The sequence below is a fragment of the Paenibacillus sp. FSL P4-0338 genome (assembly GCF_038002365.1).
Lineage (GTDB): Bacteria > Bacillota > Bacilli > Paenibacillales > Paenibacillaceae > Paenibacillus_AQ.
The window spans coordinates 3919504-3933628 of record NZ_JBBOCG010000001.1; the positions used below are offsets into that span (position 1 = coordinate 3919504).

The following is a 14125-nucleotide window of genomic DNA, read 5'->3' on the forward strand; positions in this document are numbered from 1 at the left end:
TCCAACCCACGCGCGGCATGTTACAGGCTGGTGTACAGGCGTACTAATGCACGGCTGCAGGCTTACGCCGAAACAGCAAAAACGCCTGGATGCATAACCATCCGGGCGTTTATAGCTTTCTTTTATCAGGATAGGCTGGCTGACAGGAAGTGCTTACTCCACATTCACCGCTTCATCCTCGAACTCCTCGATACTGTCGTTGGAGCCGATCACCACCATGATGTCCCCCTGATGCACATGATCATGCGCGGTCGGGGCAACAATGATGCCATCCTCGCGGTTCAGGGCAATGATGCTGCAGCCGTATTTGGCGCGGGTGTTCAGCTCGGAGAGGCTTTTACCGTTCATGCAGGCAGGTACCGTCAGCTCAACAACCTTGTAATCCTTGGATATCTCGATATAATCAAGCAGATTCGGCGTCACCAGCTGATGAGCCACGCGGATACCCATATCCCGCTCCGGGAAAATCACCCGGTCCACCCCCAGCTTCGACAGCGCGCGGCCGTGAAGAATGGAGATGGCTTTGCCGACCACCTGCTTGACGCCCAACTCTTTGAGCAGAATCGCTGCTAGAATACTCCGCTCCATATTATCCCCGATCGCCACAATGCCGCAGTCGAAATTACGCACTCCGAGTGAGCGCATAATCCCTTCATCCGTAGCATCCGCCATGACTGCATGGGTCAGTTGCCCGGTCATAGCCTCTACCCTCTCCTCCTGGGGGTCGATCCCGAGGACCTCGTAGCCCATGGACATCAGCTCCAGCGCCAGACTTGAACCGAAGCGGCCCAGGCCGATTACAACAAACTGCTGTGGTTTCATGACTTGATTCCCCTATCCAATTATCATTTTGCCTTCCGGATATTTATATAATGGTTTACCCTGTCTCGGGCCGAGCGCATACGCCAGCGTCAGCAGCCCCAGTCGTCCGGCGAACATGGTCAGGCAGATCAGGATCTTGCCGACCTGCGTCAGCTCCGGGGTCAAGCCCAGACTTAGTCCGACATTGGCAAACGCCGAGATCGTCTCGAACAGAATCATCAGATACGGCAGCCCCTCTGTAGTCGAGAGCATCATGGAGACCGTAACGATCAGCAGCAGTGCTAACAGCGTAATGGTCAGTGCCTTGAACACGCGCTCCTGAGCCAGCCGGTAACGGAAGAGCACGATGTCTTCGCGGCCGCGCAGCATGGAGATAACAGCTCCAAGCATCAGCGTGAAGGTAGTGGTCTTGATGCCGCCGCCGGTAGAGCCCGGGGATGCCCCGATGAACATCAGGATCACGATGAAGAACTGCGTGGCCTGACGCAGGCCCGTGATATCCAGCGTATTGGCTCCTGCCGTACGCGGTGCCACGGATTGGAACAGGGAGGCCCACAGCTTGCTCCCGAGATTCAGCGGTCCCAGGGTCCGGGAATTGGTGAACTCGAAGATGAAGATGACCACCATTCCGGTCATAATCAGTCCGGCTGTCATCGACAGCACCACCTTGCTGTGCAGCGACAGCCGCCGGGTGCGGCGGAAGTCGGCCAGATCGGAGATTACGATGAAGCCGATTCCCCCGGAGATGATCAGGAACATAACGACCAGGTTAATGACAGGGTCTCCGACATAGCTGATTAAGCTGTGATCATGCCCGCCGAACAGATCGAATCCGGCGTTATTAAACATCGACACCGCGTGGAATACCCCGTAGTAGACTGCGCGGCCTAACGGCATATCTACCGCCCAGCGGATAGACAGGAGAAGTGCTCCCGCAGCTTCAATGACCAGGGAATAGAGCAGCACCTTGCGGATCAGCCGCACAATCCCTTCCATCGAGCTCTGATTCATGGCTTCCTGAAGAATCAGCCGGTCACGCAGTGAGATTCTGCGCCTGAACACCAGGGCAAACAGCGTGGCCATGGTCATGAACCCGAGCCCGCCGATCTGGATCAGCACCAGAATAACCGCTTGTCCGAAGCCGGTAAGATGGGTCCCGGTATCCACTACAGCCAGACCGGTCACACAGGCGGCGGAGGTGGCCGTGAACAGCGCATCCATGAAGCTGAGCGGCTGACCGGGTACGCTGGATACCGGAAGCATAAGCAGCAACGTGCCGATGAGGATGACCGCAGCGAAGCTCAGCACCAGGATTTGCGGAGGAGCCAGCTTCAGGAATCGGAAGCCGGTGATCTTGGAAGACGGTGGCGCCAAACTTCTCATCCTTTCAGGGTTCCTTATTAGAAGTTACGAATCGGTCATTATCAGATAAGCATACAAAATTATATACGTTATTGCCTAACTTCACAAAGACTCATTTTCTATATACAAAGCAAACACTGCTTGAGATGCACGTTAAGTCCTGCTTTTCTAAAATTTGGCTTGAAATTGTATGGTGGTTGGTGGTACACTGGATTCATAAAGTGTATGGTCAGTATCCATACACACCATAAAGAGAGATGTAGAAGGGAGGACATAGGTGGATTCTACCTTTGAGCTATTACCGGAGCACTTCCTGATTAATCCGTCACTTCCGATCTATGAACAGTTTGTTGGCGCTATCCGGGAGCGGATTGTTAGCGGCATCATTCCACCGGGATCACGTCTACCTTCTGTCAGGGACCTGGCAGCCGGCAGAGGTGTCAATCCCACTACTGCCGCCCGGACGTACCAGGAGCTGGAGCGGATGGGGCTGATTGTAACCTACCGTGGTCAGGGAACCTTTGTCACCCGGGAAGAAAGTGTCATTAAGGATGCACGTAAAGCAATCATCCGCCAGGCTGTACAGCAGTTCAAGGACACTGCCGCTGCGCTTGGTCTTACTGCCGAGCAAATGCTGCAATTCGATAAGGAGGATTGAAATAATGACTATGAATAGATCGGTAATAGAAACGCCCGCCCTTCCCGCTGCAGTTGAGTGCAAGGATTTACGGTTCGAGATTAAAAACCGGGTGATCCTGGACGGCATCAGCTTCCACATTCCCCAGGGCAGCATCACCGGCCTGCTTGGACCGAACGGTGCAGGCAAGTCCTCCCTGCTGCGGATTATATCCGGTCTGATCCCCGCAGGGTCCGGCACGGTCAGCATTAACGGAAGACCCGCTGGTGTTGAGCGGCTCGGAGAGCTCTCCATGCTTCCTGACCGCAGCAGTCTGCCCGGCTGGCTGACCGTGCAGGAATGGCTGGGCTTCGCCGCAGGCATCTACCCGGACTGGGACAGCGGCAAGGCCGCAGAGCTGCTGCTTAGCCTATCCGTCACACCGGACTCGCTAATCTCCACCATGTCCCGCGGCGAGGAAGCCCGTCTGCAGCTCTTAACCTGCCTCTCTCGTCAGGCAGCGCTAATTATTCTGGATGAGCCGTTCACCGGTGTGGATCTGATCTCCAGAGAAGTGATTGCCTCTGCTGTGGTAGGGGAGATGGCAGGCGGCTGCCGGACCTTCCTGATTGCCACCCATGATATCCGGGAAATGGAGCTGCTCTTTGACCGGCTGATTCTGATCGGCGGCGGTCGGATTCAGGGAATTGATGATGTGGATCAACTGCGGCACTCCGGTTATTCTGTGGAGTCACGCTACCGGGAAGTGTTCGCATGACGGCGCTTAAGACTCTTGTGAAGCTGGAATATAGCCGCTATCGTCTGAAGAAGGTACATGAGCTGCTGGCTGGCCTGGCTCTGCTGGCTGTATTGCTGCCTGCCGGTCTATTCTTCCCGCTCTCCTGCATAACTCCACAGTCTCCGTTCCTTACAGCTGCGATGCTGCTATGGATTATCGCGATGGGAGTATCCTCTATACATATGATAATCTTTTACGGGCAGCGGCATAAGGATTGGTTCCTGACTTTTCCGGCCCCGCGGCTTACCCTGCTCAAGGCCAAGGCGCTCAGCCTGCTGAAGCTCAGCCTGAGAATAGCCGTTCCCATCTTCACTGCTGCCGCTGTGCTCTATGGACTCTCTGTTCTGTCCGGCCAGTATGAGCCGCTGTCTGCCTTCGGGTTCATCTATACATTGATTGCTTACAGCTTGCTTATTCTCACCCTGTTGCCCTTAGCCATCATGAGCGGTCTGCTGGTCAGTGTGCTGATGGCTATTCGCAACCATGCTCTGCTCCTGCTGCTTGGAGTTCTTTATCCACTGCTCTGGCTGGCACCTTTAACCACCATCATTGTGTTGAATGATAACGCCACTACTGCCGCCTTCTACGAGTCTGAGTATCTATCGACGCAATATATGCTAATATATAGCGTGATATTGCTTATACTCGACTTGAGCGCTTACTATTTCCTGCTGCCCGTAATTGCCGGCAAGAGCTTCAGTATGCTCCCGCAACCGGAGAGCAGGCTAGCTGAAGGCTCACTCCTGCGTTCCAGCTATACAAAGCATCGGGGACTGGCCCGTTCTGCACGTTCTACAAGCAGCCGATCCCCCTTGCTGAGCTTATACAGACTGGATGCAAGCCTTCTGCGCTCAATGGAAAGGCACAGGCTTGTCATCGGACTGAAGCTCACTCTTCCAGTGCTTATGGCCGTTGCCGCCTATTTTTTAACCGGCGACCTCGAGGGTTTCCTGACATGCATCGGAATTCCCTTTACCTTTCCCGTGCTGTTCGGGTTCTTGTGGATGATGATCCGCAGCAGTTCCAGCCATAAGCAGCTGGCCTGGTGGCTGTTATTTCCGCACAGCCGGCTGCGTCTGCTGCTCTCCGGAGTTGCCGCTGTATGGGTTACAGTCATGCGCATCCTTCTCGTGCTGTTCTGTTCCATGCTTGCCGGCATTGCAGCAACACAGGTTATTGGGAGTCCCGCTCCATATCACATCAGCCTATATATATCCTGGCTGTGGTATTCCCTTGTTGTCTACACACTGGCATTGACACTGGGGCTGGGTGTGCTGCAAAGCATCTATTACCTGATGAGATCCAAGGCACTGCTCCCGTTGATCTTTGTCATGACAATGGCTGTCATGCTCATCCTGCCTCAGATCAGCAAATATCTGTATCCAGAGGAGTTCACCAGTGCTCCTTATCCGTTATGGTCCATTCCTGGCCTCGCCGCCCTGGTCGGCCTCCCGCTTGCCATGTGCTGCACCGTAGCAGGCGCCAAGTATTTCCACCTGGCACTGGGAACAAATAAAGAGCAGGCGGCTAAGAAACAGGCATAAGCCCGGCCATCTTCACGTAAGAGGATAGTACGGCTTTTCAAGAAAGCAAGATAAATTCAGACTAAGGAGGCGTTCCATGAATCCCGTCGGCCAGCCCCTGCATCAGCGGCCCCTTACTACCAAGCTTATCCTTGCCGGAATTCTCGGACTCATTCTATTTGTCATGTTCCAGATCGCTCCCCAGCTCATCTCCAGTTCAGATGGGGATACAACTATTCTCAGCAAAAGTGAAATCCGGGAGAAAGCCGCCACGTTTGCCGCCGGGCAGCTCGGCTACGAAACCGCAGCCGGAGATGAATGGGTGATCCTGTACAAGACAGACTCTTCTTTCTATGGCTATATGTCCCGGGAGAAGCTGCTCCCGGACTATTCCAAGAACAAGCTCGACCAGCGTTATCCATTCGATGTGTACCATGCGGTGCTCTATACGTCCGGAGAGGCGGCAGCCCGACTGGCAGTTGACCTCAATATGTATACTGGCGAGCCCGTAGCTTTTGCCGTTGGTGCCGATGCCGATGCAGCGGCCGGACTGAATTACGGCGAGCGGCCCGCGGCAGCAACCAAACGTACCGGTACTGCCAATCCTGCAAGCAGCATACCGGACTTGAGCCTGGAGGCAAAAGAAAGCCTCGCCCGCCCCTGGCTGAAGCTCTGGGGGGCCAATCCCGCCAAGCTGAAGATTGAGGCTAACCTTGATGGCTACGGACTTGTCTATTCCGACAGCTCCGTCACCATAGGTGAATTACCGCTTAGGTACCAATTCAATTATCTGAACGGCGAGGTCTCGTACTTCCGTGCCGGATTCTCGGCCCCTGCCTGGCATGATGCCTACGTGGATGGTCAGACCTCGCTGGCCAAGAAGCTAACCTTGTACGGCTATGGCCTGCCGACCCTGCTGCTGGGCCTTCTGGCGCTGATCTACGGCATTCTGCGCAGGAAGCATACTTCCTGGAAGCGCGGAATCTTCCTGAGCTCCGTCCATTTCCTGATCATGATGGTCAGCAGCTACAATGTGGTGTCCGAAACCGGCAGCGGCAGTGCTGAGGCAAGAGTTACAGCCTTAGTCATGTTCATCATCTACGTTCTATATAGTCTGCTGATGTCGCTCCTGCTCTACTTCTCCCTGGTCGGAGGGGACGGCTTGTGGCGTTCCGAGGAGAAGCTGAATCCTTGGCCCCGGGCCTCCGAGCCCGGCTACGGCCAATATGTACTGAAGAGTATCCAGGCAGGTTATATCTGGGCCTTCATTCTGCTTGGCGTACAGACCGTCATGTTCATTATTCTGTCCTATACGCTGGATAACTGGTCCACCACAGACGCCAGCCAGTCGCCTTACAATATGAAATATGCCTGGCTGCTGCCGATTGTAGCCTGGCTTGCCGGCCTCTCGGAAGAGGCGGTCTACCGTCTGTTCGGCATCCGCATGCTGAAGAAGCTGGTCAAGAATACGCTCATCGCTTCACTGATTACGACCCTGATCTGGGCGCTCGGACATACGCTCTACCCGATCTATCCGGTCATCTCGCGGCCGATTGAGCTGACGGTGATCGGTCTGCTGTTCAGCTATATTTTCATCCGGTACGGGTTCATCGCGGTGATGTTCAGCCATGTGGTATTTGACAGCATCCTGATGGGGGCGACGCTGATCTTCATGAAGGATACAGTGAATATCGGAGCCGGTACCGTCACGATCATTCTGCCGTTCATCGTAGGTTATCTGGTGTACCGCTTCAACCCTCCGCGGGAGCCGAAGCTGGTAGAATCGAATCCTGCTCCATAAGAACCAGCAGCGGCTGCGCTTCCTCCTCCGGGATAGCGCAGCCGCTGCTTTATTGCTATAGCAGTTATGCCTCTTCCATCAGAGAACGATACGGGCGGACGGGAGAACGGAGTCTGTTATCCTCCACTTCAAAGACTACATCTCCCTCTTTCAGATAAGCACGGACAACCAGTGAAGCGTATCCTTTACCGGAAACGGTCAGAATTATACAAATATCAACGATCCTATGCAGAAAGTAAAGATTAAGTTAATTACGCAGTAGCTCATAGTGTTCAGTTTGCTATGTAAATTCGGCGCGCGTCTCTGCCACGCTAAATGTAATCGATTTTTCGATTACATTTAGCACGCACAGCACCACCCGGCGCAATGTAGTCGGTTTTTCGATTACACTCGGCCCGCACGCCACTAACCGGCGCAATATAATCGGTTTTTCGATTACATTTGGCCCGCACGCCACTAACCGACGCAATATAATCGGTTTTTCGATTACATTTGGCCCGCACGCCCCTAACCGTGGTATTATCCCCTTGAAGTAGACACTCGAAAAAAACCTCATGTGTTAACATGAGGAAATGAGTGAACTTGGAGGGGATTTTGGTATGGCCAAAAAGGGACAAGTATTTCAATCGTACACAGAGGAATTCAAGAAAGAGGCCATTCAAGCCTATTGTACAGGAGGTGAGAGCTATAAGGTCGTCTCCGACAGGTTGGGAATTGTGAACTGTACCCAGCTTAAAGTATGGGTAAAGAAATATCGGAATGGGGAGCCACTCGATACACAAAAAGGGGCAACAAGCCCTTTAAAAGGACGTCCACGTTCTACATTTGCCAGTATAGAAGAAGAACGAGATTACTTAAAGGCACAGGTGGACTACTTAAAAAAGCGGTATCCAAATCTGTAAAGGGAGGGAAGCTTGGACTACACGACAAATACGCCGTCATTGAAGAACTACGTGACCAACATCGCATCACCCGCCTATTAGCCATTGCAGAGGTATCGCGGGCAAATTACTACAAGTGGCGAGGTGCACAGGTTCGACGAATGGATGCCTATGAGCAAGAGCACGCCATGAAAGAGCATATGGTAGCTATTCACCTGGCTCATCCCTATTTCGGGTACCCTCGAATGCAGGCAGCCCTGCGGGAGGCAGGCTACCTCGTCAACCACAAGAAGGTATGGAGGCTCATGAAAGAGCTATCGATCCAGTCCGTCATTCGCAAGAAAAGGCGTCGTGCGCGCTCTGCTCCTTCCGTGGTCTACCCGAACCGGTTAAAGCGTAAGTTTCATGCGACAGCCCCACAGCAGAAGCTAGTCACGGACATTACGTATATCTCAGACGGCACCCGCTTTTATTATCTGTCTGCGATTCAGGACCTCTTCAACAATGAGATTGTAGCTTGGCAGATCTCGGAGCGAAACGACGTAAACCTCGTCCTGGATACGGTGGAACAGTGGACACGGAAAAGAGACGTGTCTGAGGCCGTGCTCCATTCGGACCAAGGCTTTCAGTACACGTCTCAGGCGTACAACACACGATTAGAGGCATTCAGCGTCAAGGGCAGCCACTCTCGCAAAGCAACCTGCCTGGATAACGCCTGCATCGAATCCTTCTTTTCGCATCTGAAGACAGAAAAGTTGTACCTTCACCAGTGTAAGTCAGAAGCAGAGATTCATCAAGCAGTTGAGGAGTATATCTACTTTTACAATTACCAACGTTTTCAGGCGAAACTGAAACAGCGCGCGCCGATTGAGTATCGGCACGCTCTGGCTGCTTAGCTTTTTTCATCTGTCTACTTGACAGGGGTATGACCACCGACGCAATATAATCGGTTTTTCGATTACATTTGGCCCGCACGCCCCTGCAACTCTAATTGTGTTCGCTTTTTCGCATACATTTGATCCACCCTTGGCCTGCCTTCCGGGGGATTTAGCCGGATTTCTGGCGATATCATCCATTCCTAACCCAGTCCAAAGAAGCCGGCCCACATGGGACCGGCTTCAGCTGCGTTACCGTTCGAACTTTTTTTAGATTGACGGCTCCTCATCATTGAGCGCCTCCAGAATCTGACCGGCCAGCTTCTCACCGATGGACAGCACCTTGAAATCCTCGATGGAGGCTTCCTTAATCTTCTTAAGCGACCCGAAATGCTTCAGCAGCAGCTTCCTGCGCTTATCCCCGATGCCAGGAATCGAATCCAGCTTCGAGGTGACCATCGATTTGCCGCGCTGCTCCCGGTGGAACGTAATGGCGAACCGGTGAACCTCATCCTGGATACGCTGCAGCAGGTAGAACTCCTGGCTGTCCCGCGCGAGCGAGACCGGCTCGGCGGAGTCGCCGACCAGCAACTGGGCGGTTCTGTGCTTGTCATCCTTGACCAGACCGCAGACGGGAATGAATAATCCCAGCTCATTCTGCAGAATATCGATCGCCGAAGAGATCTGGCCCTTTCCTCCATCGACTACGATCAGATCCGGCTGCGGCAGATTCTCCTTCAGCACCCGTTCATAACGCCGCCGGATCACCTCGCGCATCGTCTCATAATCATCCGGCCCCTGTACGGTGCGGACCTTATACTTACGATACTCCTTGCGGGCAGGCTTGCCGTCGATGAAGACCACCATGGCCGAGACCGGATTGGCTCCCTGGATATTCGAATTATCGAACGCTTCGATCCGGTTCAGCGAGTCCAGCCCCAGGCTCTGCCCCAGACTGCTGGCCGCCCCGGAGGTACGCTCTTCGTCCCGCTCGATCAGGCGGAACTTCTCATTCAGCGCGACCCGGCTGTTCTGGCAGGCCATGCCGATCATCTGCTTCTTCAGCCCGCGCTGCGGCACCAGCACTTTGATGCCCAGCCATTCCTGCAGGGCGGCTGCGCCCCCGGCCGCATCCACGGTCCCTTCGGCTGCCGCCTCCTGCTCCGCCTGCTCCTGCACAGCTTCATCAGCCGCTGCCGGAGCACCCGCAAGACCCTCACCTGCAATTCCCGTCTCACCGGTCTGCGCAATAGCCTCCGATTCATCTTCTGCGCCTAAGGCCGCCATCAGCGCCTGGCCGCTCGGCATAACGCCGGCCGCCTGCACACTGCTTCCCTGGCCGGGAGCGCCGCCTGCTTCCGGCGGAAGCATTCCGGCGCTTGCCATATCCGGCAGCAGGATTTCCTGCGGCAGCGCGGGGTTGTCGCTGTAATACTGCGTCACATAAGACATGAAGTCACTGTACGCCTCCCCGTAGAACGGAAAAGCCGACGAGTGGCGCTGAATCATTTTCCCCTGCCGCATATACAGAATCTGCACACACATCCAGCCCTTGTCCACCGCATAACCGAAGACGTCACGGTCCTTGGTGTCAGCCGTATTGATCTTCTGCTTCTCCATGACGGCATCGATGTGTTGAATCTGGTCGCGCAGCTCCTTGGCCCGCTCGAAATACAGCTCCTCGGCCGCCTCCTGCATCTTCTTCTGCAGATCCTTCTTCACCGCATCATGTCCGCCCCCGAGGAAGGAAGAGATATTCTGAATAATCTCCTCATAAGCCGACTTCGGCACTTCCTTCTCACACGGCGCAAGGCACTGGCCCATGTGATAGTACAGGCAGACCTCCTTCGGCATCACCCCGCATTTGCGCAGCGGATACATCCGGTCGAGCAGCTTCTTGGTCTGCTGGGCGGCGTAGCTGTTCGGATACGGGCCGAAATATTTAGCTTTATCTTTCAGCACCCGGCGGGTAACCTCCAGGCGCGGATGGGCTTCATTAGTGATTTTCAGATAAGGAAAGGTCTTGTCATCCTTAAGCAGCACGTTGTAGCGCGGCATATGCTTCTTGATCAGATTGCACTCCAGAATGAGTGCTTCCATATTGCTCGATGTCACGATATATTCGAAATCAACAATATTGGCGACCAGCCGCTGCGTCTTCCCGTTGTGACTGCCGGTAAAATAAGAGCGTACACGGTTCTTCAGCACTTTGGCCTTGCCGACATAGATGATCGTGCCCTCTTGATTCTTCATCAGATAGCAGCCGGGCAGATCAGGCAGCAGCGCAAGCTTGTTGCGGATATTATCCATATAATCCATAAGTTCTCCCCCACCTGTTACTACACGGTTATAAGGTAAGTTTAGAATAGAATGTACTACATATTCAAGCCTTAATATAGAACACCCGTTTCTATTGACAGACAAAGCGCCCTCGGAGTACCGAAGGCGCTTTGTCTGAAGGGGCCGCGAGGCCCCGGTTACAGCATATGATCATACATTATTGGTGCTTAGCTACGATATTCTTAAGGGAATCCTTGGAGTTCAGTCCTACGACTTTGTCTACAGGCTGGCCGTCTTTGAAGAAGATCAGAGTAGGAATACTCATTACTCCAAAACGGGAAGCTGTCTCCGGATTCTCATCCACGTTCAATTTAGCGATCTTCACATCGTCACCCAGCTCGGTGGACAATTCCTCGAGAATTGGGGCAAGCATTTTGCAAGGGCCGCACCAAGGTGCCCAGAAATCTACTACTACAGTACCTTGACCTTCCACTTCATTCACGAAGGATTGGTCAGACACGTTCACGATAGCCATGATATTGTTCCTCCTCAAAAAGTTTTGTGAGCTTAAGCTGTACGAAATAACTTCCGCTTCTATAGCCTGAGCCAAGTCCGCAGAATTTACTCCGAAATCATAGCGGGATAAAATGCTTCATGTAATATGATAACCAAATTATCATTTACCGACACATCCTCAGTATAACATAAATACAATGCATTTGTTATATATTTTAAGAAATTATATTGTATAAAATTAATTTGTAATATCCAGCTTCATCGTCCAGGAGGTTCCAGAAATTCCGTGAAACTGAAATCCGAGTCTGTCATATAGCCGGACGGCCGCCTGATTCTCCGGATCAACGCTGAGAGAAAGGGCGGTGTACCCCTCGGATACAGCTTGTTGAGTGATGGCCTGCATGAGTCTGATTCCTACCCCCCGCTGCCTATAGTCAGACCGTACAGCCACACCTAATTCTGGCGTCTGCGCATCCACAAATCCGTAGCCCTGGTTCGTCTCGTCAAATAGCCTGTACCAGGCGGCACCTGCGGGAATATTATCAATAAGGGCAATAAGAGCCGTATCGCCTTGTCTGCCCCAATTCTCGTTATATTTCACCATCCCCGGAGAATTCAGCAGCTCACTTCTGGGAGGCTTCCCTTGTTCGATATGTATGGACTCATAATGCATATCCATAAGAAAATCATATTCCTGCGGTTCCATAGGTCTTATATGTATCATAAAATCACCCTTCTGGCAGCAGATATAGGAATGAACGCCGATCTTATCTTTACATCTTCTCTGCATCTTCGTATACTTGAAGAAAGCGCATTAATTGTCAATGACTTCTCTCACATGTATAACTGTAACCCACTTCATGCAGTCATGCAACAGCAAGGAGGAAGAAGCGAATGGACGTCAATGTCAACGCACAGGTCCGTGACCCGCGGGAGCATGTCAATGAGGAGCCCCGCCACGATCTCGGTGATCTGATGGTCGGTTTCTTCGGGATGACCGGCTTCATGACCGTGGTCTTCTTCGGAATGGTGATTATCAAGTATCTGTCCGAATAGCTGCTTAGGTGCAGTGTCCGGTATTCTTCGCCCGCGTCAGGGCAGGATGCCGGATTTTTTTGCGTTCAGGTTACGTTCTATCACGGATCATTAATAATAACATAAATTTACAATTTATTAAAAATAAAACACATTTTTGTTTCACAGGAGCCGTGTTACTCTGTAAGCGAAAGCGCTCTTATACCCTATTTTGAGGAGGATAAAAGAATGAAAAAGCTTGTCAGCCTTGCTGTCGCAGGCTTGTTGGCATCGGCGCTATATTCCCCGGTATCGTTCGCCGACAACCCTGTTGTACAGACCATCTACACGGCAGACCCGGCCCCGCTTGTATACAATGATACGGTCTACCTGTACACCGGACATGACGAAGACAACTCGACCTACTATACGATGAATGATTGGAGGGTCTACTCTTCCAAGGACATGGCGAACTGGACAGATCACGGGTCACCGCTATCCTATAAGGCGTTCAGCTGGTCGAGCGGAGAAGCTTGGGCCAGCCAGGTCATTGAGCGCAACGGCAAATTCTACTTTTATGTCACGGCCAAAAGCACTTCGCTCGGACGGCCCGCCATCGGCGTCGCCGTCTCAAACAGCCCGACCGGGCCGTTCGTGGACGCCATCGGCAAACCGCTCGTCTCCAGCAGCTGGGGCGACATTGATCCGACGGTATATGTGGACAGTGACGGCCAGGCTTATCTCTACTGGGGGAACCCGACACTGAAATATGTGAAGCTGAACCCGGATATGATCTCCTACAACCAGAGTACGGGTATTATCCAGGTGCCTATGACCACAGACAGCTTCGGTGTACGAAACGGCAATGCTGACAGACCGACCCTCTACGAAGAAGGTCCCTGGTTCTACAAACGCGGCAGCTTATACTACATGGTCTACGGCGCAAGCGGCATTCCTGAGAATATCGCCTACTCCACCAGCTCTTCGCCTACCGGCCCGTGGAAGTACCGGGGAATTATCATGCCCACGCAGGGCGGCAGCTTCACGAATCACCCGGGCATCATCGACTTCAACGGACGCTCTTATTTCTTTTATCACAATGGCGCACTGCCTGGAGGAGGCGGCTTCACCCGGTCAGTGGGGGTAGAGCAATTCACCTACAACGCGGACGGAAGCTTCCCGGTCATCAACATGACAACCGCCGGGCCACAGCCCCTCGCCACCCTTAACCCCTATGTCAGAACACAAGCCGAGACCAGCGCATGGGCAGCCGGGGTAGAGACCGAGCCCACCTCGGATACAGACGGGGGAATGAATGTCGGCTTCATCGATCACGGCGATTATCTCAAAATCAAGAATGTGAACTTCGGCGCCGGAGCTTCCGGCTTCGAGGCCCGGGTAGCGTCAGCAGGCAGCGGCGGTAATATCGAGCTGCGGCTGGACAGTCCAACTGGAACACTGATCGGCACCTGTGCGGTACAGAATACGGGGGGCTGGCAGAGCTGGGTAACCAAGACCTGCATGGTCAGCGGAGCAAGCGGGACTCATGACCTTTACCTGAAATTCACGGGCGGCAGCGGATACCTGTTCAATATCAATTGGTGGAAATTTAGCGCCAGCTAAATTCTAAGCATAG

12 protein-coding genes are annotated in these 14125 nt (G+C 53.2%); 7 read left to right on the forward strand and 5 right to left on the reverse strand.

Annotation, left to right across the window (positions count from 1 at the left end):
• Window positions 1–153: 153 nt before the first annotated feature.
• A complete protein-coding gene (locus MKZ07_RS17235) occupies window positions 154–822 on the reverse strand; it encodes a potassium channel family protein (protein ID WP_036701608.1) in 669 nt (222 codons plus the stop codon).
• A gap of 12 nt (window positions 823–834) precedes the next feature.
• Entirely contained in the window at window positions 835–2196 is a 1362-nt protein-coding gene (locus MKZ07_RS17240; protein ID WP_341026740.1) for a TrkH family potassium uptake protein, read from the reverse strand.
• A 265-nt stretch (window positions 2197–2461) separates the two neighbouring features.
• Between MKZ07_RS17240 and MKZ07_RS17245 the strand changes: the two genes are divergently transcribed.
• The 5 genes from MKZ07_RS17245 to MKZ07_RS17265 all read left to right on the forward strand — a co-directional run bounded on the left by MKZ07_RS17245 (window position 2462) and on the right by MKZ07_RS17265 (window position 8700).
• Entirely contained in the window at window positions 2462–2842 is a 381-nt protein-coding gene (locus MKZ07_RS17245; protein ID WP_051494081.1) for a GntR family transcriptional regulator, read from the forward strand.
• Window positions 2843–2846: 4 nt separating this feature from the next.
• Window positions 2847–3578 carry an ABC transporter ATP-binding protein gene (locus MKZ07_RS17250; protein WP_084649104.1) on the forward strand — a complete coding sequence of 244 codons (732 nt, stop codon included), beginning with the start codon at window positions 2847–2849 and terminating at the stop codon, window positions 3576–3578.
• Complete coding sequence (locus tag MKZ07_RS17255; RefSeq protein ID WP_341026747.1) at window positions 3575–5143, forward strand: hypothetical protein; 1569 nt, start codon at window positions 3575–3577, stop codon at window positions 5141–5143. The genes MKZ07_RS17250 and MKZ07_RS17255 overlap by 4 nt, the downstream gene beginning before the upstream one ends.
• A gap of 76 nt (window positions 5144–5219) precedes the next feature.
• Window positions 5220–6923, forward strand: a complete 1704-nt coding sequence (locus MKZ07_RS17260; protein ID WP_036701612.1) for a CPBP family intramembrane glutamic endopeptidase — start codon at window positions 5220–5222, stop codon at window positions 6921–6923.
• A 599-nt stretch (window positions 6924–7522) separates the two neighbouring features.
• Window positions 7523–8700 (forward strand): IS3 family transposase gene (locus tag MKZ07_RS17265; protein WP_445670290.1). Its coding sequence is split into 2 segments (ribosomal slippage): window positions 7523–7811 and window positions 7811–8700, totalling 1179 coding nucleotides; the frame shifts between segments, so codons are not numbered across the junction.
• Window positions 8701–8949: 249 nt separating this feature from the next.
• On the opposite strand, the gene uvrC is transcribed toward MKZ07_RS17265, so the two are convergent.
• The 3 genes from uvrC to MKZ07_RS17280 all read right to left on the reverse strand — a co-directional run bounded on the left by uvrC (window position 8950) and on the right by MKZ07_RS17280 (window position 12199).
• Window positions 8950–10998 carry an excinuclease ABC subunit UvrC gene (gene uvrC, locus MKZ07_RS17270; protein ID WP_036701614.1) on the reverse strand — a complete coding sequence of 683 codons (2049 nt, stop codon included), beginning with the start codon at window positions 10996–10998 and terminating at the stop codon, window positions 8950–8952.
• A 178-nt stretch (window positions 10999–11176) separates the two neighbouring features.
• Complete coding sequence (gene trxA / locus MKZ07_RS17275; RefSeq protein ID WP_036701616.1) at window positions 11177–11494, reverse strand: thioredoxin; 318 nt, start codon at window positions 11492–11494, stop codon at window positions 11177–11179.
• A 219-nt stretch (window positions 11495–11713) separates the two neighbouring features.
• Complete coding sequence (locus MKZ07_RS17280; RefSeq protein ID WP_036701618.1) at window positions 11714–12199, reverse strand: GNAT family N-acetyltransferase; 486 nt, start codon at window positions 12197–12199, stop codon at window positions 11714–11716.
• A 170-nt stretch (window positions 12200–12369) separates the two neighbouring features.
• Here MKZ07_RS17280 and MKZ07_RS17285 point away from each other — a divergent pair, with 170 nt between their 5' ends.
• On the forward strand, window positions 12370–12531 hold the full coding sequence (locus MKZ07_RS17285) for a YqzM family protein (protein ID WP_143804448.1): 162 nt from the start codon (window positions 12370–12372) through the stop codon (window positions 12529–12531).
• A gap of 207 nt (window positions 12532–12738) precedes the next feature.
• Window positions 12739–14112 carry a glycoside hydrolase family 43 protein gene (locus MKZ07_RS17290; RefSeq protein ID WP_341026757.1) on the forward strand — a complete coding sequence of 458 codons (1374 nt, stop codon included), beginning with the start codon at window positions 12739–12741 and terminating at the stop codon, window positions 14110–14112.
• The last annotated feature ends 13 nt before the right edge of the window (window positions 14113–14125 follow it).

Coding starts and splice junctions, on each gene's coding strand:
- MKZ07_RS17235 (WP_036701608.1), bottom strand. CDS start 822: ATGAAACCACAGCAGTTTGTTGTAATCGGCCTGGGCCGCTTCGGTTCA.
- MKZ07_RS17250 (WP_084649104.1), top strand. CDS start 2,847: ATGACTATGAATAGATCGGTAATAGAAACGCCCGCCCTTCCCGCTGCA.
- MKZ07_RS17255 (WP_341026747.1), top strand. CDS start 3,575: ATGACGGCGCTTAAGACTCTTGTGAAGCTGGAATATAGCCGCTATCGT.
- MKZ07_RS17260 (WP_036701612.1), top strand. CDS start 5,220: ATGAATCCCGTCGGCCAGCCCCTGCATCAGCGGCCCCTTACTACCAAG.
- uvrC (WP_036701614.1), bottom strand. CDS start 10,998: ATGGATTATATGGATAATATCCGCAACAAGCTTGCGCTGCTGCCTGAT.
- trxA (WP_036701616.1), bottom strand. CDS start 11,494: ATGGCTATCGTGAACGTGTCTGACCAATCCTTCGTGAATGAAGTGGAA.
- MKZ07_RS17280 (WP_036701618.1), bottom strand. CDS start 12,199: ATGATACATATAAGACCTATGGAACCGCAGGAATATGATTTTCTTATG.
- MKZ07_RS17285 (WP_143804448.1), top strand. CDS start 12,370: ATGGACGTCAATGTCAACGCACAGGTCCGTGACCCGCGGGAGCATGTC.
- MKZ07_RS17290 (WP_341026757.1), top strand. CDS start 12,739: ATGAAAAAGCTTGTCAGCCTTGCTGTCGCAGGCTTGTTGGCATCGGCG.